Raw genomic sequence first — 21616 nt, forward strand, 5'->3', positions numbered from 1 at the left:
GCACAGATTGCCATCAAACCATTTAAAAAAGGGTTGCCCCGTTCAAAGGGCAACCCTTGTTAGCAATCAAAAAAACGGTTAATCCATAATCTTCCGGAGAAAAGCGGGTTGTTCCGTATTGTTTTTATCGATTTTCTCCTCACGGTTATTCAGCAGCTTGCTGCCTGATTCCGGTGTGCTGCGCTTCTGAACCTGCTGCTCTTCCGGCTCGGTGAAGCCCTTCTCTTCCTCGGTAACCGGACGCATATCGCCGCGCCTGCTGACAGCAGGGGTATCAAGGTGCTTCAAATTTTTCTCGCCCTTGTAATACTCCGACGGCTCATGCCGGAATTTTTTGGGGATCTCATCCGCAGCCGGCAAATTTATTGGTGCCCTTCTAGCCGGTTCGGGCCGCCGGACCTCCGCCTTCGGAGCTTCCTGCTGTGCCTCTTCGGCCTCCCTGGCCTCATCGACAGAATCAAACCCGGTGGCAATAACCGTGATCCTGAGATCATCACCGAAGTCTTCGTCAAGTACGGTACCCCAGATGATTTCGGCATCTTCTCCGGCCTCCTGCTGGATAATACTGGTGGCGGTCGTAGCCTCGCGCATGCCGAGCGTGGAGCCCGCCGAGATATTTACCAGTACATTGCGTGCTCCGCGAATACTGACTCCATCCAGTAGCGGCGAGCTGATGGCTTCCCTGGCAGCAATTTCCGCACGGTCTGAACCGGTGGCCGAAGCCGAACCCATAATGGCCGCACCGCCGTCGAGCATGGTCGTTCGCACATCGGCAAAATCGAGGTTGATCAGTCCGGGCATCAGAATCAGATCCGATATACCGCGAGTGGCATTGTAAAGCACCTCGTTGGCCATGTTGAAGGCATCCACCAGAGTCGTGTTGTCGTCACACAGGTCAAGCAGCCGCTCGTTCGGGATTACGATCACGGTGTCACAGTTTTTCTTGAGCTCGTTGATCCCTTCCACAGCGTATTTCATCCGGATGCGCCCTTCGCTCACAAACGGAAGGGTTACAATCCCGACGGTTAGAATACCCTTGCGCTTTGCAATGGCCGAGATGACGGGCGCCCCTCCGGTTCCGGTGCCTCCGCCCATACCGGCGGTGACAAACACCATGTCGGCACCCTCTATCGACTCCTCGATATCATGGCGGTTCTCCTCGACGGCTTCACGGCCGATTTCCGGCCGGGCCCCGGCTCCGAGGCCGTTGGTAAGGTTCTTGCCGACCTGGATGGTCATGTCGGCATGGTTTTGACGCAACGCCTGGGAATCGGTGTTCAACGCAATGTACTCCACGTTGTTCAAACCCTTGGCGATCATGTTGTTGATGGCGTTTCCTCCGCCACCTCCAATGCCGACCACCTTGATCCTGGCATTATCCTGGCTTTGCTCATCAAAGCTGAATCGTGTGTTATTGACGTTAGGCATAATCGTCTCCTGTTTTGATTGCTATGTTTATCACTAAAGTTCTTTGAACCAGCTCTTCATTCTGGTTGCGATCCTGTTCATCACTTTTTCGACGCTGGACCCCTGGGTGGATGTGGGAATCATCACCTGGCCGCCCGACTCCTTCTTTTTCTGGAGCGCATGCAGCACGAGGCCCACACCGGTCGCGTAAATCGGATTTTTCACTTCGTTGACCAGTCCGCCGGTAAGGCCGCGCGGCATTCCCACCTTGGCGTCCATGCCGAGCACATCGTTCGCCAACGGACAGATGCCGTCCAGCAGCGATCCTCCGCCGGTCAATACCACTCCGGCGCTCATCTCGCTGGCATACCCGCTTCGCTTTACTTCGATAGCGACGATTTCAAGGATCTCCTCCACACGGGCCTGGATGATCTTGGACAGAGTACTTTTCCTGATCTCTTTGGGCGGTCGCCCCGCGATTCCGGGTACGGTTATGATTTCGTCCTCCTGAATAAGATCGACATACGCCAGACCGTGCTCGCGCTTGAGTTTTTCGGCCTGGTCCTCCAACACGCTGAGTCCGATGCGGATGTCGTCGGTAACTTTTTGTCCGGCAATGGCCACCACGGCGGTATGCCGGATGGTGTTATCCTGGAAAACCGCGACGTCGGTCGTGCCCCCTCCGACATCCACCAGTACCACTCCGGCCTCCTTCTCTTCGTGATCAAGCACGGCGTAGGACGAGGCCAGCGGTTCGAGAATCAGGTCGGCCACCTGGAACCCGGCCCGCTCCACACACCGGAACATGTTTTTGGCGGCGGATACCAGTCCGGTTATGATGTGCACTTCGGCCTCCATCCGCATGCCGCTCATGCCCACAGGATCGCCGATACCATCCTGGCCGTCCACAATAAACTCCTGCGGGATGACATGGATGATCTGCTGATCGGTCGGAAGCATGATGCGCTGGCAATCCTCCAGCAGGCGCTCCACATCCTTCACCGTGATTTCATTATCGCGGTTGTTGATGGTGATGACCCCCTTGCTCCGCATGCTGCGGATGTGATCGCCGGCAATGCCGACATTCACCGACTTCACCTCAATCCCGGAGGCCAGCTGTGCCTGTTCGATGGCTGTGCGTATGGCGTTCACCGTTTTCTCGATATTGACGACCACCCCGCGGTTCAGGCCGTCGCTGGGGGCTTTCCCCACCCCCAGAATGTTGATTTTCTGCATTTCATCAACGGATGCCACCACCGCGCACACTTTGGTGGTTCCGATATCCAGGCCTACTACGATCCGATCTTCCATAGCGTTATTATCTGATTAATAAGGTAAACTGTTCGTCCGGAGACGCCCCCGGCTTGTGCAGAAGGCGTTCGGCCCCGTCACCATTCAAATTTCTGTTCGTTGTTTCATATGTGGTATTCCGTTTTGTCATCGCTCCCTGGCCACAATTTGTCCGCTGTAGCGAAAATCCAGCGTTCGTACATGGTCGATTCCCTTTTGGGAGATAACCTGCGACTGGAACGCCTGCCATTTTCGCAGCCGCCTGTCGAAGTCTTCGTGCCCGAAGGTCAGGCGCACGGTATTCTCGTCGGTCAGTGCCACAACGCCATCCTGCCCGGTGACCATCACTTCACTGATCATCGCGTAGAGTCCCGGATAGGAGGCCGCCCGGGCCAGGAACGACCGCGCCATTTCAAACGATTCCGATGCAAGCGTGTCGGGCCGGGTAGCGTCCGCAAGCATCCCGTCCAGTGAAAATCCATGCAGGATGGGCACATCCACCTGCCGCCCCAGCACTACCGGTAGTACAATGCCCGATTCAGCGACCAGCGCGCTGCGCCCGTTATCCACCAGAAGCGCTATTGGCCGCTCTTCCTCCACCCGGATACGCATTCTGCCCGTCTGCGAGAGATTGACATGCGCCGTCCGGATCCAGGGCAGGGTTTCGATCCGCTCAATCACATCCAGAAAGACAATGCTGTCGCCGTGCATGCCTTCATCGATACCACTTTTGTACAGGACGCCATCGGCATCGGCAAGCAGGTGTCCGTGCACCGTTATTTCCGAGACCATCACCGATCGGTTGAGCTGCCAGCCTATTACCACCGCGGCAATGATCAGAGCCGCCGCCGCGAACAGATACTCGATACCGAATGATTGTTTTTCGATGCTGCGGGTCATAGGCCACCTCCGCGGTTTTGTGAACTGTCACCGGTTGCGGCACCGGACTGTTTCAGTGACCGGACAAACGCTTCACCCGACTTGTAAATGTCACCTGCGCCCATGGTGATAACCATGTCGCCGGGTCGGATCACCTCTGCCAGCTTCTCCGGCAGCTGATTCTTGTCGGCGACGTAGGTCACATCCCGGTGACCGAACGCACGGGCGGTATCGGCGACCAACTGTCCGTCGACCCCATCCACAGGCGCTTCCCGTGCAGCATAGACATCGGTGAGGATAAGCTTCTCAGCGTCAAAGAATGAAAGGCCGAACTCCTTGTACAGCTCGCTGGTCCTGGAGTAGAGGTGCGGCTGGAATACGGCGACAATACGGTGTTCGGGCCACCCGTCACGGGCGGCGCTGAGGGTCGCTTTCACCTCGGTGGGATGATGGGCATAATCATCCACAACCATCACATCGTCATCTTCATATTTGATCTGGAACCGCCGGAACACTCCGCTGTAGGCGGCCAGGCCCTTCCTGATCTTTTCAAACGGAATCCCCAGCTCGAGGCCGATGCCTATGGCGGAGAGTGTATTCAGGATATTATGATCACCCGGGGCGTCGACCGAAACCCGCCCCAGCTCACTGCCTTCAAACAGAACGGTAAAACTGCTGCGAAGCCGTTCCGACGTCACGTCTGCCGGTCGAAGCTGGGCCTGTGGCGTAAATCCGTACGTAATGATTCTCCGCTCGATCTCCGGGATAATACTGCGGAGTTTCGGGTCATCCAGACAGAGTATCACCGCGCCGTAAAACGGCACCTTGTTCGCAAATTCGATGAACGCGTTCTTGATATCCTGCTCATCGTCATAGATATCCATGTGCTCGATATCGATGTTGGTGATGACGGCGAGCGATGGACTCAGACGCAGGAAAGTGCGGTCGAACTCATCCGCCTCAACGATAACAATATCACCTTTGCCGACGACCGCGTTGGTTTTGTCGAAACTGTGCACGCGACCGCCCACAATAATGGTCGGATCGAATTCTCCGGCCTGCACCACGAGGCCGGTCATGGTGGTGGCTGTTGTCTTGCCATGGGTTCCGGCAATGCCGATGCCGTACTTCATGCGCATCAGCTCCGCCAGCATTTCGGCGCGCTTGATCACCGGAATCCCGCGATCCAGTGCCGCAGATGTTTCAACATTTTCTTTCGCCGTCACGGCGCTGGTGTACACAACCACATCGGCCCCTCCGATATTCGACGGATCGTGGCCCACAAATACGGTTGCTCCCAGTTTCTCCAGCCGGTCGGTGTTCTCGCTTTTGCTGCCGTCAGATCCTGTTACGGTGAAACCGCGATGCAGCAGGATTTCGGCCATGCCGCTCATGCCGATCCCTCCGATACCCACCATGTGTATATGGCGCGTATTGCCGAAAACCGGTTGTGTCTGAATCGAATGTGTCATGCGGTTGCCCTGGTTTTCGTTATGGGTGTTTCGGCGGGTCGGATGCGGTTGAGAATTAGGCTTGCGATCTCACGGGCGGCATTCGGCCTGGCCAGCCCGGCGATTTTTTTCTCCATTTCAAGCCTCTTTCCGGGATTCATGATCAGAGAGCGGACAGCCACCGGAAGTTCATCGGCCAGGCGATCGTCTTTCAGCAGCATTGCCGCGCCTTTGCCGGCCAGCGCTTCCGCGTTTTTGGTTTGATGGTCGCCGGCAACCCAGGGGCTCGGCACCAGTATCCCCGCCTTTCCGGTGACCATAAGCTCCGAGCAGGTGATGGCGCCCGCCCGTGCCACCACTGTGTCGGCGGCGGCCCATGCCTCGGCAACATCATCCATGAATCCGAAAAGCCGCAAACCGGCCTGTTGCCCTTGCCGCTCACCGATGCCGTATTCCCGTTCCAGCCGAAGCCGTATCTCCTGCAGGTAGTGCTCACCGCACTGCCAAATGATTTGCAGTCCGTCCATATCCAGAAGCGCGTCCAGGTTTTTAAACACCGCTTCATTGATGCTCTTTGCACCACCGCTGCCGCCCATCAGCAGCAACACCGGTTTGCCGGGGTCAAAATCGAAATGCGCTTTCGCGTTGCGGACAAATGACGAATCTCGCAGCCGCTCCATCAGGCTTTGCCTGACCGGATTGCCGGCACAAACCGTTCTGTCTGCGGGGAACCAGCGGCCGGCTTCCTCAAATGCGGTAAAAATCAGCTCGGCGTGCGGCGCCAGTTTGCGGTTGGTTACACCGGGATAGCTGTTCTGCTCCTGCAGGAAGACCGGTACACGCTGCCGGGCAGCCATCCATCCCGCCGGACCCGCAGCAAAACCGCCGCAACTGACCAGGGCATGCGGACGAAAACGTCGGATCAGTGACCGGCTTTGCCATAAACTGACCAGCAGTTTCAGAGGGAAGAGCAGATTCTTGAGCGTCAGGCGCCGGTGGAAGCCGCTGATCCATACCGGTGTGATATCGTATCCTGCGGCAGGCACCGCCTTCCACTCCATCCGGTCGCGGGTTCCGACAAACAGGAACCGCGCGGAGGGATACTGCTCCCGAATCGCATCGGCAATGGCGATGGCAGGAAATACGTGTCCACCGGTTCCGCCGGCAGCCATTATTATGCGTAGTTCATCCGCCATGAGACACCTCCCTGGTTTTGGAAATGCTCAGCAAAATACCGATCAGCACACCAGAAAAGAGCATGCTTGTACCTCCGTAGCTGATGAACGGCATGGGGAGACCGGTTACCGGCAGCAAGCCGGTCGCCACCCCGGCATTCACAAACGCGAACATGGTCACGCCAAGCGTACAACCGACGGCCATCAGCATTCCCAGTGTATCGCGGGCGCGTTTGGCAATAACGGCAATGCCCCGGAACAGGATGACCACATAGAGCAGCATCACCACCCCCGCGCCCAGAAGACCGTATTCCTCGGTGATGATGGCATAAATAAAATCGTTGTACGGAGCCGGCAGAAAATCGCGCTGGGTGCTTTTCCCGATACCCACCCCGAGCAGACCGCCCTGTGCAACGGCGATATGCGCCTGCTGTGCCTGGTAGCCGCTCGTCAGCTGAAACTCGGTGCTTTCGATATGGAGCACCTGATCGACATAGTTCGTCACCCGGCTCTGGCGCTCGGCCGACATGGAGAGCAGCGCCCCGGCTCCGATGACACCTGCAACCAGCAGTGTACCAATATGCAACACGCTTACACGTCCCACGAACATGATCATCAGACACATGACCAGCAGCAGCGCGGCACTGCTGAAGTCCTCGAGACCGATCAGGGCGCAGGTAACCAGCACCCAGACCATGGTCGGCAGAAACGCCCGGCTGAAACTGCGGATGTACTCCTGCTTCTGGCTCACCAGCCAGGAGACGTACACCAGCAGCGAGACGGTGGCCAGCGACGAGGGCTGGAACGAAAACCCGCCCAGGCTGAGCGAGCGACGGGCACCGAAGACCTCCGTTCCGTAGATACTTACAATGATCAAAAAGAGCCAGCTCAACAGCAGAGCGTACCGGCTCAACTTGGCGATCAGGCGATAGTCGAATTTGGAGACGATCACCATCACCAGAAGGGATATCACCAGCTTGATGGCGTGATTGCCTACCAGGGTGCCGGCCGTGGTGTTGTGGGTCTCGGCGAAATAGGCAATCGAAGAATAGACGGCAAGAAGTCCGGCCATCATCAGTCCAACCACGCTGACCAGCAGCCACCGGTCGCTGGGCACACCGGTTGCGGCGGCCGATCCGTTGGTCGGCTGCTCGAACAGGTACTGCTTTTTGAACGTGGTCGAAAACATACTCATATCACAGGGTCATTACGGCCTGAATAAACTTCTGGCCGCGGTCTTCGTAACTATCAAACATGTCGAACGAGGCACATGCCGGGCTGAGCAGAACCACATCGCCCTGCGTGGCATCCATCCAGCCCATCCGGACGGCTTCCTGCATCGTATCGGCAAAGCGGATCACGGGCGCTACTCCGTCCAGCTGCTCGCGGATCGCCTCACGGCCCTCTCCGATGGCAATTACCGATTTTACTTTTTTTCTGATTTCCTGATGGAGCTCGCTGTAGTCGTTGCCCTTGTCGCGGCCGCCCATGATCAGCACCACCGGCCTTTGAAAGCTGGACAACGCGTACCATACGGCATTCACATTGGTGGCCTTGCTGTCGTTGTACCAGGCAACCCCATCCATTTCACGCACTTTCTGCAACCGGTGCGGAACGCCCTCAAAACCGGACAGACTATCTCGGATGGGAGCTTTATCGATTTCACATATTCGTGCGGCCAGCGCTACGGCCAGTCCGTTTCTCAGGTTGTGCCTTCCCGGCAGTGCAATTTCTTTCATGGAAAGTACCTCCTCGTTGTGAGACTCCGACTGAATGCGAATAATACCGTCGCGAATGCAGGCGCCGGGCACCTCCACTTCGCTGGAAAAGGGGATGAGATCCGGATGCGACGGCTGCCGTTCCAGCTTCTCAACCTGCTGCCGGACCACGGGATCATCGAAGCCGTAAATCAGGATGTCGTCGGGCATCTGGTGGCCGGGCAGTTGCATTTTGGAAGCGATATAGTTTTCAAACCGATTTTGGTACCGGTTGAGATGGTCCGGAGTAATGTTGAGCAGAATCGCCACCCGGGCGCGAAATCGATCGATATGGTCGAGCTGGAAGCTGCTGACTTCAAGGATGACATCCACACCGGGACCCGTTTGCCCGACCACTTCCGAAAAAGCCGTACCGACATTGCCTGCAAGCAGAAAATCACGCCCCGACCGCTTCCACACATCGGCCAGCCAATTCACCACCGTCGTCTTTCCGTTGGATCCGGTGACCGCGATGATCCTGCTCCGGCAGAACCAGGAGGCCACTTCTATTTCGGAGTAAACCGGTTTGCCGCCATCCAGATAGGCGCGTACCAACGGGGCGTCGGAGGGCACGCCGGGGCTCACCACCAGAAAATCGCCTCTTTCAGCAGCATCGCTGTGACCCTGCTCTTCAAAGGGTATCCCAATGCCCTCCAGTCGTTTCCGGAAACCGGGGACAATACTTCCGGCATCCGTTACCAGCACACCGGCCCCGTTGCGCAGCAACAGCTCCGCCACGGCCACCCCGCTTCGGGCGGCACCGGCGATCACGATATGGCTGTCACGAACTCGGGTCATAGTGCAAGCAAAGAGATATTTCGGAGGTTCTGGTTCATGGTTCTGGTAGCTGAATGATTGTTTGTCACATCACGGGGTTAGTAAGCACGTTTGGAATTTCGGAACCGGTGCAGGGTCCCGCGGGCAGGTCATCTCAGTTTGAGGGTTATGATGGTGAAAATGGCCAGCAGGATGGCGACGATCCAGAAACGGACGACAATCTTGGGTTCGGACCATCCCTTCATTTCGAAGTGGTGGTGCAGCGGAGCGATTTTGAAGAATCTCCGCCCTTCGCCGTAACGCCGTTTGGTGTATTTGAAATAACTGGTCTGGATAATGACCGACAGGGCTTCCACGAAGAAGATCCCGCACAAAATGGGCAGCAACAGCTCTTTATGGATCATCAGCGCCACGGCTCCGATACCACCGCCGAGCGCAAGTGAGCCGGTATCCCCCATAAATATTTCGGCCGGATAGGCATTGTACCACAGGAATCCGAAGCAGGCCCCCACCAGTCCGGCGCAGTAGATGGTAAGCTCTCCGGTACCGGGCAGATAGAGAATATCCAGGAAGCCCGAGTAGTCGACACGGCCGGAGACGTATGCGAGAATCCCGAGAGCGAGGCCGGCAATGGCGGTAGTTCCGCTGGCCAGGCCGTCCAGGCCGTCGGTCAGGTTCACCGAATTGCTCACGGCAGTGAGGATAAAAATGCAGACCGGGATATAGACGGCCCATCCCAGTGCTTCGCCGAAAAGGGCGTAGTCGATATTGGTATCCTTGACAAAGGGTATGGTACTCAACGTGTTGTAGTCCTGGAAATCGGGATGGAAATAGAGAACCGAACCCAGCACGGCACCGACGAGCACCTGGCCGATAATTTTGAATTTGCCAAGCAGTCCTTCCTTGTTCTTTCGGATGATTTTGATGTAGTCGTCCACAAAGCCGACACCGCCGAGCGTTATGGTCACCATCAGAATCAGCCAGATGTAGATGTTGCCCGGATCGGCCCACATAACGGTGGAAACGATGATTGCCGTGAGAATCAGCAGTCCGCCCATACTGGGGGTTCCCTGTTTTTCCTGATGGGCATCGAGTCCGATATCGTCCCGGATGTTTTCCCGGAGCTGAAGCCGGGAGAGCAGCCGGATCATTTTGCGGCCCAGAAATACGGAGATGAAGAAGGCGGTCAGTGCCGCAAGCGCGCTCCGCACCGTAATAAACGTAAATACACCAAAACCCGGCGGGTTGATGATCTGCTGTATCCAGTCGAGTAGCATAAAGAGCATCAGGATACCTCCCCACCGGTTTTGCGTGCACGTTTTCGCTTGCCGGACAGGCGACGGTCGATCCATTCGGCAAGGGCTTTGGCGGCGATCTCCCGGTCGTCGAATTTATGGCGGCGGCCGTGCACCTCCTGATAGGTTTCGTGGCCTTTCCCCGCAATCAGCACAATCGTCCGGGTATCGGCATCCAATATGGCCGAGCGAATGGCTTTTCGGCGCCGGGGCTCGATATAGAGGTGTTCGCTGCGTACAATGCCGCCGCGTATGTCGCGAATGATCGCGTCGGGCTCTTCGGTGCGCGGATTGTCGGAGGTGAGGGTCACCACATCGGCATACCGGTCGGCGATACGTCCCATCTCCGCCCGTTTTGTGCGGTCCCGGTCACCGCCGCAGCCAAATACCACATGCAGCGTCTCCTTTCGGCTCCGAACGTTGTCGAGCGTTCGCAGTACATTTTCGAGGGCGTCGGGGGTATGCGCGTAATCGACGAAGACGACAGGCTGCGGCGTGGTTTCCACCGACGCGCCCGGCTCCATTTCCGCCTCACCGGCACTGTCGCCACCAGCTTCCGCCGGCTTCTGACCGTTTGCCTCTTTAGGAGTCTCCGCCTCACGCAACCCGCCGGCCGTTACCCTTTCCAGCCTGCCCGGCGCTCCTGTTGCATCGCCGAGTGCCCCGGCAACACTGTACTGCGGACACCCCAGCGCCAGGCAGATCAGATAGGCCTGGGCGACATTATAGGCATTGTAGCGGCCGGTCAGCGGAGTACTGACGATCGTCCCGTCGAGGTCCAGTACCATGCCATCGGACCGTTCATCCAGAATCCGGAAATCCCGGTCGCTTTCAAAGCCGAACGACCAAGTATCGGCCCGGCACCCGTCCGTGACCTTCCAGGATGCCGGATCATCGCGATTGACAACCGAAACGGCATTCTCATCCAGCGTAACAAAAAGCCGTTTTTTCGCCTCGATGTAGGAGGCCATGTCGCGGTGGTAGTCGAGGTGATCCTGACTGATATTGGTAAATCCGGCGACATCAAACCGAATCCCCCCTGTTCGCTGCTGCTCAAGCGCGTGCGACGAAACCTCCATTATGGCAAACGCCGTATCCACTTCTACCATTTGCCGAAGAATATCCGCAATGGTGACGGAATCGGGCGTAGTGAGACGGCTGGGCAGCACCTTGTCCCCGATGCGGGTCTCCACCGTCCCGAGTAGCCCGGCGTGGTACCCGAGCTTCACCAGCACCTGATATACTAGGGTGGATACCGTCGTCTTCCCGTTTGTTCCCGTAATACCGACCATTTTCATCGATTTCGCAGGATAATCGGCGAACGCCTGAGCCAGCTCGCCGGCAATGCTGCGGGTATCGGCAACCTGGAGGTACCACACGTTTTCTTCCGGGTGGATGGTTTTCGAACTACGTGTCCCGCTGCTGTGCGCATCGGGAATATGTTCGGCGATGATCACACCGGCTCCCTTGCGAACCGCCTCGCGGATGTAGGCGTGTCCGTCGGACCTGGTGCCTCTGAGCGCCAGAAATACATCGTTTTTGCGCACTTCGCGTGAGTCGATAACCAGGCGGCCCGGGGTGCCGTCAAAACGGCCGGCCTGTTGCAACGGATGGATGATATGGAGCAGCTCTTCCGGCTTCATCAGCGCCCCCGGTGTGATAGGATGGTTGGAAGGTCACGCGCCCGGCCGCGAACGGTAACCGGCTGGCCTTTGCGGTATTGCTGTCCCGCCAGTGGGAACTGGGCATAGACGGTGCCGGACCCGACCATCTGCACCTCAAACCCCGCCTCGCGGAGCCAGGCCGACGCTTTTCGCATGCTCATACCGCGCACATCCGGTACCAGCGCATGCGCATCACTGATGGCGGTACTGTCACGGCCGGCAAGTGTCAGATGCACCGGATCGGATCGCATGATGCGTTCGCCCGGAGCCGGGTTTTGTGACGCGACATGATCTCCATCGCCCCGGAACCGGTAGCGCAGGTTGTAATCCTGCAGGATGGCACGGGCCTCATCGATGCCACGCCCCTGCAAATTGGGTGCCACAGCCCACATTCGTTGCTCGTCCTCTTCCACGGGGGCAAGATGCAGTTCGTCATCCAGGCCGATCAGCCGCAGCGCGACATTGCGGAAAACGGGTCCGGAGATGAATCCTCCGTAATAGCTAATGCGCGGCTCGTCCAGCATCACCAGGCAGACATACCGGGGAGCATCGGCCGGAAAAAAGCCGGCAAACGACGCCAGATAACGAGCCTGGTATCTGCCGTCAATAAACTTTTGCGCGGTTCCGGTTTTGCCTGCGATGCGAAACCCGTCGATTCTGGCGAACTGCGCCGTGCCCGAATCGGTAACCACGCTTTCCAGAACAGGCGTCAGCTTTTCAATGGTTTCGGGTTTGATCACTCTGCGCACTTCCTGAGGCCGGTTTCGTTTGACCTCGCGGCCCCGCTCATCAAGCACTTTCTCAACGATGTAGGGGCGCATCATCACTCCGTTATTGGCAAAAGCGGCATAGGCCTGGGCCATCTGCAGCGGCGTCACCTGCACCTCATATCCGATGGAGAGCCAGGGCTTGGTAACGGCCGACCACTGCCAGGGCTTGCGAAGGCTGCCCGACTCTTCACCCGGAAGGTCGATGTAGGTCTGGCTGCCGAAGCCGAAATTCCGGACGTACTGATAGAAGGTTTCGGAGGAAACACGCCCGGCAACCTCCGAGGTGGCAATATTGGATGATTTCTGAATGGCTTCATGAAAACTGATGGTACCCAGCGGGTCATGGTCACGCATCATCTGGCCGCTGATAAGCCTTCGGCCGTTGCCGGTATCGAACTGCTCATCGAGCTGAACGAGATTGTTCTCCAGGGCGGCAACCGCCGTCACCAGTTTGAAGGTGGAACCGGGCTCGATCATGTCGGCGACGATCGTATTGCGCCGGTGCTCGGACGGGGCGTCGGCCGGATGGTTCGGATCGAACGACGGGTAATTGGCCATTGCCTTGATGGCACCGGTGCGGGGGTCCATGATAACGATAGAGCCACGGGCCGCTCTCGCCCGCTCAACCCCCAGCCGAAGCTCTTCTTCGGCGATGGCCTGAACATGCGCGTCGATTGTGGAGACCAGGGTATAGCCCTGCTCCGGTTGCTTTCGGGGAGCGCCCACATAAGCCCGGATACGCCCGCTGCGGTCACGGCGCACCTGCCGCTCTCCGTCCCTTCCGCGCAGGTAGTCATTGTAGGAGGCCTCCATGCCGCCCATACCGTTCAGCTCCCTGTTTACATAGCCTATCACATGTGACGCCAGTGATTCGTAATTGTACCGGCGGCGGTATTGTTCCTCGAGGATAACCGCTCTGTGATCAAAATTTCGCACATAATCGGCCGCTTCGGAACTCAGGTTTCGCTCCAGAACCACATAGCGTGATGCCGGCGGTGCAGAGCGAATCCTCTGCTGATACCAGGAAGCCTGCCGGGTGCCTACTTTGGCCAGCTCTTCTGCAAAACGGTTGAGGTCGTCACGGGTAGTTCCGGGCAGAAGCGGGTCAACGGCCACGGTGTAGGTTACGGTATTGCCGACCAGCTCCCGGCCCTCGCTGTCAAGAATGAGTCCGCGCTGGGCTGGAATGGAAATGACATCGATCGCCTGTTCGCTCCACAGTGCCCTGAGCTGCGCGCCTTCCAGCCACTGCACCCGGATAATCTGCAGACCGATGGCAAACGGCATCAGGAGCAGGAGTCCGAATACCACAAACATGCGGTTTAATATGTGTGTCTGGAAATCTGACATACTATTTTGGCAGAACTATGACCGGGTCCATGGCACCTCCGGTAACCATGCCCATTGATTCGGCGCGGCGATAGACTTCCGAGGGGCCGGTCGCCCGATCGAAGTTTCTTCGCGTGTCGGTGTATATGCGGTGGGCGCGCTCGTGGTCACGGCGCAGCTCCTGCACTTCACGCAAGGTGTTTTGAGTCTGGAAAACATGGGTGAGATACATGGAGCCTGCAATTCCCATGGCAATGGAAAACAGGATCAGTTTCCAGGGCGACCACAGTTTCACTTTACCGGTTGCCGTTTTTTTCCTGCCGTTGCTTGGGCTGCCGTTTCGGCCGTTTCCACCGGCATGGCCCTGCCGGGTAACGCCCATGGAACCGGAAGAGCTGCCCTTAACGCCGGTCCGGCTGATCACCGTGCCGCTTCCCGCCGGCCGGGTTCGCAGAGAATCCGCAACCGGACCTGATCCGCTCATCTTTGAATATTTTACAGTGCCTGATGTTGATGAGGTGGCCTCTGATATTCTTCGGTGCATGCTGCCGGTGCCATGTGATGCCGGAGTGTGAATCATCATGAGACACCTCCCCGGCGGCCGGCCGGCTTGTTGTGCGCGGAATCCGGAGATTGCCGCTCCTGCCCGGGGCGCTTGAACGCCACCCGCAGCTTCGCGCTGCGTGCCCGGGGGTTCTCCGCTATTTCACTGTCGGACGGCACGATCACTTTTTTGCGAAGCACCTCCATGGGATTAATTTCATTTCCGTAAAAATCCTTGACCGGCTTGCCCTCAAAGTTGCCGTACCTGAAGTAGTTTTTGCACAGCCGATCCTCCAGCGAGTGGTAGGTGATTACCACGAACCGGCCCTCGTCACGCAGCAGCTGCAGACCTTTTTCCAGAATCCGCCTGAGCATCTGAAGTTCGCCGTTCACCTCAATGCGCAATGCCTGAAAGATCCGAGCCAACGACTTGTTCCGGAACCGCTCCGGAATTACACGTGAAACGGCCTCGCGCAGCTGACCCGTTGTCTCCAGCGGCCTTGCGTCGATGACAGAGCGGGCAATCCGCTTGCTTTCACGCTCTTCCCCATATTGAAAAAACAGGTCGCGCAGCACTTCGTAGTCACTGTTATTTACGATATCGGCGGCCGTCCGCGTCTGCAGAGAACCCATGCGCATGTCCAGCGGACCATCCTGCTGAAAACTGAATCCGCGCCTCGCCTCATCTATTTGATGCGAAGATACACCCAGGTCCAGCAGAATCCCATCCATTGTACCCTGACACTCCTTTGGCAGCAGGACATCCAGGTAACCGAAATTGCCCCGAACCAGCGTCACCCTTTCGTCTTCCGCAAACCGTTGCTTTGCAAGCGCTATCGCCTCCTCATCCTGATCAACTCCGAACAGCCGCGCATCACGGTCCAGCTGATCGAGTATCTGCGCAGCATGCCCCCCGCCACCAAGAGTGCCGTCTACATAGGTACCATGAGGATCGGTAACCAGCAATCGCACTGCTTCATCGCGCAGTACGGGTTTGTGATACAAAGCAGGAGTCATTGCGTGAGGCCATCTCCCATTACATTTTCGAACATGTTGCGGTAAGTTTCCGGATCGAGCTCTTCATCGGCCTTGGCCAGTACATCCGGAGCCCAGAGCTCAATGCTGTCGCCCATGCCGATAAAAATCACCCTGCTGTTGATGCCGGCCCACTCCATCAGTTTTGACGGCAGGGCAAGCCGGTTGTTTTTATCGAGCGACAGATCTTCAGCAGATCTCAGAAAATTTCTTAAAACAGTCCGGTTCATGAACCGAAATTCATTGACACCGGACAAGCGATTCTCCACTTTTTGCCAGTACTCTTCCGGATAGAGAAGCAGGCATCGCTCAAGCCCCCTCAGTATTGTAAAATTATCCTGCCCCTGAGGCGGCAAATATTTACGCAACCGTGCCGGGAAGCTGACGCGACCTTTACTGTCGATAGAGTGATCGTATTCTCCTTTGAAGCTTGCCACGGTTCCGTCCGTTCTGAAGAAATCTGCCGGTTTTTTGATTGCTATCAGGCAGAAAAGTTGCACAATCTCCCACAACTTCCCACCTTATCCCACAAAGTAGGCTATTTTGGAAATAGAAGTCAAGCAAAAACCTGTTTTTCCGGTAACAATTTTATAATGATCTGATGGACATTGGGTGACAAGCCTCTGAAATCGAATCAAAATCACGAATGTACATTATTAGCACACATATCCTGTACATAGCAGATGTTCTGGTGGGAGATTTTCCCATGAAAATGCAGTATGCTGCAATATCAGACTGTCCATGTATTCCGCCGGGCCGTATTCGGGATGGAATAACCGGGGCCAGCGGGAATCCACCTGGAAGAAAAGGCAAACCGTGCGGAGGCGACAGACCTGTTCCAGGTTTGCGGGTCCATCATTCAGGGTGTATACCGCCGGCACGGAAACGTACCCTTCGGACAGACCTGTTTCAGGCTGGCGGACCATTCCGGCAGCATGGGTCGGTTGGAGGCGAATCTATTTCAGCAGGCGGCGGCTGATTTTCTGGATATCTCCAAGCACACCGGCGGCGGTTACTTCCTTGCCGGCTCCGGGACCCTGAATGATGAGCGGATTATCGTAATATCTCCTGGTTCGGATGGAAATCAGGTTGTTGGTATCCGAAAGGGTGCCCAACGCTGACGATTTGGGCACCGAGGCGATCCCCACTTTTACAACTCCCTCCTCAAGATGTCCGGTATAGCGCAGCACTTCCCCACGCTCGCGGGCCTGATCCACCCGTACTTTCCAGGCCTCGTTTTGCTCCTCCAGCCGTTCGAAAAACTGATCCTGGGGGATGGATTTCAGCGCGTCCGGAATCAGGTTTTCGACTTCGATGTCCTCTCGTTCAAACCTCAGGCCGATGGTTCGGGCAAGGATCAGGAATTTGCGGGCCACATCCTCACCAGAGAGGTCGTCCCTGGGGTCGGGCTCCGAAATTCCGGTTTTCCTGGCCGTGCGCACCACTTCGTCAAACGGAATCCCTTCCTCCAGCTTGCTGAAAAGGAAGGTCATGGTTCCGGAGACAACTCCGGATATGCTGATGATTTCATCCCCGCTGCGCATCAGGTCCTTGAGAGTCTGTATGACCGGCAGTCCGGCTCCCACGGTTGTTTCGTAGAGATAGTGGGTGCGTTTGTTCACCGTGTAGCTGAGCAGCTCGTCAAAAAACTCCTGCTCGAAACTGTTGGCCCGCTTACTCGGGGTCACCACATGGATGCCGTTCCTCAGCAGCCGGGGATACATCCGGGCGACCTCAGCATTTCCGGTGGCATCCACAAAAACCGACCGGTAGGGATACTCCTTGATGAGGTGATCCACGATAAACTCCCAGTCGGTGGGCTGCCCCTCCTCCACCCGGTCAGGCACCCTGGCCGCAGGGATGCCCAGCGGGTTCCAGGCCATCTTCCGAGAATTGCAGGCGCCGATGATGCTCAGATCGACTTTGGGGTCTTCCAGCCCGTGCAGAATATCGAGTACCTTGCCGCCGATGGCTCCCATGCCGGCGATAAACAGGCGGACCCGGTGTGTATGGATGCAGAAATGGTCATTGAGCAGGCGAACCGCCATTTCCGCTTCCCCGTTTTTCAGCAGCAGGCTCAGGTGGCGGTTGGCCAGGCCTTTCGCCATACCAAGCGGGGCGATACCATTCTCGCCCAGCACCGACAAAACCGCACCGCTGATACCCAGGTCACGCTCCAGTTTTTCACCGATTACCGTGACCATGGAAACGTTGTCCAAAATGTGTGGCGTGTCGATGAGGCCGGTGCCATACTCGGTTTCAAACTCGTCGAGAAGGGCCGAGCGCGCATCCTCGGCCTGATGGACATGCACCACCACCGTGATGCCGTAATCGGAGGATGCGGCGGCATGAAACAGGATCGAAATATCGTGGTGATCCAGCGCCTTGAGAGCCCGGTAGCTCATCTCATGGATGCGATCGAGTCCGCGGCTGCGCAGCGCAATGGCAACAATGTTCTTCTTCAGCGATACGGAGCGAAGGCGGCCCGGCGTTTCCCGGTAGTCCCTGGTTATGACCGTCCCGTTATTCTCCGGGTTCATCGTATTCTTGATCAGGATCGGAATGTTGCGCGCCTGAAGCGGTAGCACGGTGCGCGGGTGGAGCACCTTGGCTCCGAAATGGGACATTTCCGCGATTTCCGAGTAGTGGAGCTGTGGGATAGTGACGGCGGTCGGCACGATATCGGGATCGGCGGTAAGCACGCCGTTCACATCGGTCCAGATCTGGACCTCCTGCGCGTCAAGCGCTTCGCCGAACAGGCTGGCGGTATAGTCGGAACCGGAGCGGCCCAGTGTGGTGATCTCCTTGTCTGTGGTTGATCCGATAAATCCGGTAATCACCGGGACCTGCCCCTCAATCGGGTGCATCGCCTCGCGGATCAGGTGCAAGGTGGTGATGGTATCCACGTCGGCATCCCCGAAGCGGTTGTTGGTACGCACCAGCTTGTGCGTATCGAACGCCTGCGACGACTGGCCGGCAGCGATCAGTGCCGCGGAAAAAATCCGGGAAGAGAGGCGTTCGCCGTAGGAGACAATGCTGTCGCTGATTCGGCCGGTTACCGCCGGCTGCTGTTCCAGATCGATCAACTCCCCCTCCAGCTCATCCAGCAAAGCACGGATGGCCTCGTACAGACCCGATGCGCGTTCCGGATCCAGTGCCTCATAGGTTTCCAGATGGCGTTTTCGAAGTGACCCAAACCGTTCCCGCCAGGCACCCCCGGAATTGACGGCCAGCTGCATCAGGGACAAAAGCTCGTCGGTGACGCCGCCGAGAGCAGAGACCACAACTGCTATTTCCGCCGTTTTCTTCTGCTCGTTTACAATAGTTACAGCATTCCGGATGCGATGGACATCATACAGGGACGTCCCTCCGAACTTAACAATACGCAGCATATTTCAGGTCAGGGATAAATGATATTTGCGAGACAATTCCGGGAAATGAGATTTAACAAGATTTTGAATTTCTTCAAACTCAATAAGAAAAGCGTCGTGGCCGTTTTCGGACTCCAGTTCGGCATAGCGACCGTTTGCCAGGAGTGCGGCAAGTTCTTTCTGTTCGTCTACCGGGTACAGCACATCCGAGCTGATTCCGATAACCAGTACGGGAATTTCAACATTTCCGAGCACCTCTTCAAACGAACCGCGGCTACGGGACACATCGTGGCTGTCCATGGCCACTGTAAGCCGATGGTAGGTAACCGCATCGAACCGCTCGACCAGTTTGTAGCCCTGGTAGTTCAGGTAGGATTCCACCTGGAAGCACGGTTTGTCCTGCTGCTGGTTTCTGCCGAATCGTTTTCCGAACGATTTGGCGCTGCGGTAGGTAATCATGCCCATCATGCGGGCGGCCGCGAGTCCGTCGGCCGGAGGATCCTCCGGCGGATAGTGCCCGTCTCTCCATTTCGGGTCGCTGGTGAGCGCTTTGCGCTGTGCTTCGCCGACCCCGATGGCCCAGGCCGAATGATCCTTTCCCATGGCGATGAGCACAAGCTGCTCCGGCCGGCTGTCCATGATCCCGAATTCCAGGGCCTGCATTCCCCCCATGGACGCTCCGATTGCGAACCGGATTCTGCTCACACCGAGATGATCCAGAAGCCGCTGCTGCACCCGAACCATGTCGCGGATGGTTACGACGGGGAAATCCCCGCCATAACGCTTTCCGGTCTTCGGGTTTATGGTCAACGGACCGGTAGTTCCGTAGCAGCTGCCCAGCACGTTGCTGCAGATGATATAATGCTCGTCGGGGTCCAGCAGCCGGCCCTTGCCGAAAAATCCGGTCAGCCATTTATCGGCCGAAGCATGGCCGGTAAGGGCGTGGAAGACCACCACGACATTACTCATATCCGCATTCGGAGTACCCCAGGTGTTGTATGCGATTTCGAGTTCCGGAAAAGTGAAACCGGCTTCGGTTACAAACGGTTCAGGGTCCTTGCAGATGATGGAATCGGGATGATGGGACATAATTGCCTACGGTTTCAAGTCGATTTTGCAAACGCCTGTTCAAAGTCCTGGATGATGTCGTCGATATGCTCCAGGCCAACTGACACACGCACAAGCTCTTCCGTTACTCCGCTGGAACGCTGTTCTTCATCGGAGAGCTGCTGGTGTGTTGTGGATGCGGGGTGGATCACCAGTGTTTTGGCATCTCCGACATTGGCAAGATGGCTGGCCAGAACAGTGCTGTCGATGAACTTCCTGCCCGCCTCGTAGCCGCCTTTAATGCCAAAGGTCAGAACCGCGCCGAACTTGCCTTCGTTCAAATATTTTTTCGCCGGCTCGTGATACTTATGACCGGGCAGTCCGGCGTAGCTGACCCACTCCACATTGTCATTTTGATCCAGCCATTGTGCCAGCTTGAGAGCGTTTTCGCAATGCCGTTCCACACGCAGCGAAAGAGTTTCGATACCCTGAAGCAGTAAAAAGCTGTTAAACGGAGATTGCGACGGACCAAAGTCCCGCAGTCCTTCCACTCGCGCGCGGATGGCAAACGCGATATTGCCGAACGGGCCGTCTTCACCAAACACTTCCCAGAAATTGAGTCCGTGATAGCCGGGTGAGGGTTGGTCGAACAGTGGAAATTTGCCATTGCCCCAATTGAAATTGCCTGCATCCACCAGAACACCGCCGATGGATGTGCCATGTCCGCCTATCCATTTGGTTGCGGATGAGACCACGATGTTGGCACCGAAATCGATCGGGCGGGCGATGGCACCGGCCGCTCCAAAGGTATTATCCACAATAAGCGGTATTCCGTGTTTTTCGGCGACTTTGGCCAGTCCTTCAAGATCGGGCACATTCGATTTGGGATTGCCGAGGGATTCGACATAAATCGCTTTGGTCTTGTCGTCGATCCGTTTTTCAAATGCGGCCGGGTCGTCCTCCTCCACAAATTTCACATCGATGCCGAGCCTCGGAAGCGACACTTTGAACTGGTTGTAGGTACCGCCGTACAAATTACTCGTGGAGATGATGTTATCGCCGGCCTGGGCGATGGTGATGATGGTCAGGAACTGGGCGGCCTGCCCCGAGGAGGTGGCCACTGCGGCAACGCCGCCTTCCAGTGCGGCGATCCGCTTTTCAAACACATCGTTCGTCGGATTCATGATCCGCGAGTAGATGTTGCCGAACTCTTTGAGTCCGAAAAGCGAAGCGGCGTGCTCCGAACTGTCGAATACGTAGGAGGTTGTCTGATAGATCGGTACGGCCCGCGCATTGGTGGCCGGATCTTTTTCCTGGCCTGCGTGCAGCTGAAGTGTTTCGAATCGATATGCTGGTTTGTTGTCGCTCATGGGGTTGTTCTGTTTGCAGAAAGTTTTGGTTATGGTTGATAATGGATGTCAAAAAAAAAGCCTCAACCGGTGCCGATTCCGGAAGAGGCTTTCATTAAAAACCATCTTCCCTCATCTTTCCCTCGGAACAAACGATCGTTCCGGAGCAGGATTTAGCACCTGACCCCCGTTTCCGGGGCGGTTGCTAAGGCTTCGCAGGGCCTGATCCCTCCACCTTTCTCAATAAGAGACTTTCTAACAATGTAAAAGAACAGATAAAAGAAAGGCCCTTCTCGAGATGTCGGGAAGGGCCTGCAAAATCACTTAAAACGCACCAGTGCCCCTCACCTGCCGTGGCAGGACATACAACACATGGACATAAGGGCGTTTCGAGATATCATATCATTTAAATTTAATACAAGGCAAGTTTACTGCATAATGATGCCTATGTCAACATTAAATTGAATATTTTCTGAC

At 56.7% G+C, this 21616-nt stretch carries 16 protein-coding genes and 1 riboswitch; all 16 genes read right to left on the reverse strand.

Annotated features, from left to right (window positions below):
• Window positions 1-78: 78 nt before the first annotated feature.
• Entirely contained in the window at window positions 79-1428 is a 1350-nt protein-coding gene (gene ftsZ, locus QA596_07925; protein MDG5767388.1) for a cell division protein FtsZ, read from the reverse strand.
• Window positions 1429-1461: 33 nt separating this feature from the next.
• Window positions 1462-2718: a cell division protein FtsA gene (gene ftsA / locus QA596_07930; protein MDG5767389.1), complete on the reverse strand. Its 1257-nt coding sequence runs from the start codon at window positions 2716-2718 to the stop codon at window positions 1462-1464.
• A 126-nt stretch (window positions 2719-2844) separates the two neighbouring features.
• Entirely contained in the window at window positions 2845-3597 is a 753-nt protein-coding gene (locus tag QA596_07935; GenBank protein ID MDG5767390.1) for a cell division protein FtsQ/DivIB, read from the reverse strand.
• Complete coding sequence (gene murC, locus QA596_07940) at window positions 3594-5048, reverse strand: UDP-N-acetylmuramate--L-alanine ligase (GenBank protein ID MDG5767391.1); 1455 nt, start codon at window positions 5046-5048, stop codon at window positions 3594-3596. Before murC ends, QA596_07935 begins: the two co-directional genes overlap by 4 nt.
• The gene (murG, locus tag QA596_07945) at window positions 5045-6223 is read right to left on the reverse strand and encodes an undecaprenyldiphospho-muramoylpentapeptide beta-N-acetylglucosaminyltransferase (protein MDG5767392.1); all 1179 of its coding nucleotides are present in this window, start codon (window positions 6221-6223) and stop codon (window positions 5045-5047) included. The genes murC and murG overlap by 4 nt, the downstream gene beginning before the upstream one ends.
• On the reverse strand, window positions 6213-7397 hold the full coding sequence (locus QA596_07950; GenBank protein ID MDG5767393.1) for a putative peptidoglycan glycosyltransferase FtsW: 1185 nt from the start codon (window positions 7395-7397) through the stop codon (window positions 6213-6215). Before QA596_07950 ends, murG begins: the two co-directional genes overlap by 11 nt.
• A gap of 1 nt (window position 7398) precedes the next feature.
• Window positions 7399-8757, reverse strand: coding sequence for a UDP-N-acetylmuramoyl-L-alanine--D-glutamate ligase (gene murD / locus QA596_07955; GenBank protein MDG5767394.1), 1359 nt, complete (start codon window positions 8755-8757; stop codon window positions 7399-7401).
• 128 nt (window positions 8758-8885) lie between these two features.
• Window positions 8886-10013: a phospho-N-acetylmuramoyl-pentapeptide-transferase gene (gene mraY, locus QA596_07960; GenBank protein MDG5767395.1), complete on the reverse strand. Its 1128-nt coding sequence runs from the start codon at window positions 10011-10013 to the stop codon at window positions 8886-8888.
• 8 nt (window positions 10014-10021) lie between these two features.
• Window positions 10022-11674: a UDP-N-acetylmuramoyl-L-alanyl-D-glutamate--2,6-diaminopimelate ligase gene (locus QA596_07965; protein ID MDG5767396.1), complete on the reverse strand. Its 1653-nt coding sequence runs from the start codon at window positions 11672-11674 to the stop codon at window positions 10022-10024.
• Window positions 11674-13782, reverse strand: a complete 2109-nt coding sequence (locus QA596_07970; protein ID MDG5767397.1) for a penicillin-binding transpeptidase domain-containing protein — start codon at window positions 13780-13782, stop codon at window positions 11674-11676. The genes QA596_07965 and QA596_07970 overlap by 1 nt, the downstream gene beginning before the upstream one ends.
• 34 nt (window positions 13783-13816) lie before the next feature.
• Window positions 13817-14278: a hypothetical protein gene (locus tag QA596_07975; protein ID MDG5767398.1), complete on the reverse strand. Its 462-nt coding sequence runs from the start codon at window positions 14276-14278 to the stop codon at window positions 13817-13819.
• 95 nt (window positions 14279-14373) lie between these two features.
• A complete protein-coding gene (rsmH, locus tag QA596_07980; protein ID MDG5767399.1) occupies window positions 14374-15354 on the reverse strand; it encodes a 16S rRNA (cytosine(1402)-N(4))-methyltransferase RsmH in 981 nt (326 codons plus the stop codon).
• The gene (locus tag QA596_07985; protein MDG5767400.1) at window positions 15351-15809 is read right to left on the reverse strand and encodes a division/cell wall cluster transcriptional repressor MraZ; all 459 of its coding nucleotides are present in this window, start codon (window positions 15807-15809) and stop codon (window positions 15351-15353) included. Before QA596_07985 ends, rsmH begins: the two co-directional genes overlap by 4 nt.
• Before the next feature lie 519 nt (window positions 15810-16328).
• Complete coding sequence (gene thrA, locus QA596_07990) at window positions 16329-18764, reverse strand: bifunctional aspartate kinase/homoserine dehydrogenase I (GenBank protein MDG5767401.1); 2436 nt, start codon at window positions 18762-18764, stop codon at window positions 16329-16331.
• Window positions 18765-18767: 3 nt separating this feature from the next.
• Window positions 18768-19832, reverse strand: coding sequence for a homoserine O-acetyltransferase (gene metX / locus QA596_07995; GenBank protein MDG5767402.1), 1065 nt, complete (start codon window positions 19830-19832; stop codon window positions 18768-18770).
• 14 nt (window positions 19833-19846) lie between these two features.
• The gene (locus QA596_08000) at window positions 19847-21160 is read right to left on the reverse strand and encodes an O-acetylhomoserine aminocarboxypropyltransferase/cysteine synthase (protein ID MDG5767403.1); all 1314 of its coding nucleotides are present in this window, start codon (window positions 21158-21160) and stop codon (window positions 19847-19849) included.
• Window positions 21161-21268: 108 nt separating this feature from the next.
• Window positions 21269-21389, reverse strand: a riboswitch (SAM riboswitch).
• Window positions 21390-21616 lie beyond the last annotated feature (227 nt).

It is taken from the genome of Balneolales bacterium ANBcel1 (assembly GCA_029688905.1).
GTDB lineage: Bacteria > Bacteroidota > Rhodothermia > Balneolales > Natronogracilivirgulaceae > SLLW01.

Bases quoted from the DNA above. Each gene is read 5' to 3' on its own strand.
- ftsZ (MDG5767388.1), bottom strand. From the start codon at position 1,428: ATGCCTAACGTCAATAACACACGATTCAGCTTTGATGAGCAAAGCCAG.
- ftsA (MDG5767389.1), bottom strand. From the start codon at position 2,718: ATGGAAGATCGGATCGTAGTAGGCCTGGATATCGGAACCACCAAAGTG.
- QA596_07935 (MDG5767390.1), bottom strand. From the start codon at position 3,597: ATGACCCGCAGCATCGAAAAACAATCATTCGGTATCGAGTATCTGTTC.
- murC (MDG5767391.1), bottom strand. From the start codon at position 5,048: ATGACACATTCGATTCAGACACAACCGGTTTTCGGCAATACGCGCCAT.
- murG (MDG5767392.1), bottom strand. From the start codon at position 6,223: ATGGCGGATGAACTACGCATAATAATGGCTGCCGGCGGAACCGGTGGA.
- QA596_07950 (MDG5767393.1), bottom strand. From the start codon at position 7,397: ATGAGTATGTTTTCGACCACGTTCAAAAAGCAGTACCTGTTCGAGCAG.
- murD (MDG5767394.1), bottom strand. From the start codon at position 8,757: ATGACCCGAGTTCGTGACAGCCATATCGTGATCGCCGGTGCCGCCCGA.
- mraY (MDG5767395.1), bottom strand. From the start codon at position 10,013: ATGCTACTCGACTGGATACAGCAGATCATCAACCCGCCGGGTTTTGGT.
- QA596_07965 (MDG5767396.1), bottom strand. From the start codon at position 11,674: ATGAAGCCGGAAGAGCTGCTCCATATCATCCATCCGTTGCAACAGGCC.
- QA596_07970 (MDG5767397.1), bottom strand. From the start codon at position 13,782: ATGTTTGTGGTATTCGGACTCCTGCTCCTGATGCCGTTTGCCATCGGT.
- QA596_07975 (MDG5767398.1), bottom strand. From the start codon at position 14,278: ATGAGCGGATCAGGTCCGGTTGCGGATTCTCTGCGAACCCGGCCGGCG.
- rsmH (MDG5767399.1), bottom strand. From the start codon at position 15,354: ATGACTCCTGCTTTGTATCACAAACCCGTACTGCGCGATGAAGCAGTG.
- thrA (MDG5767401.1), bottom strand. From the start codon at position 18,764: ATGCTGCGTATTGTTAAGTTCGGAGGGACGTCCCTGTATGATGTCCAT.
- metX (MDG5767402.1), bottom strand. From the start codon at position 19,832: ATGTCCCATCATCCCGATTCCATCATCTGCAAGGACCCTGAACCGTTT.
- QA596_08000 (MDG5767403.1), bottom strand. From the start codon at position 21,160: ATGAGCGACAACAAACCAGCATATCGATTCGAAACACTTCAGCTGCAC.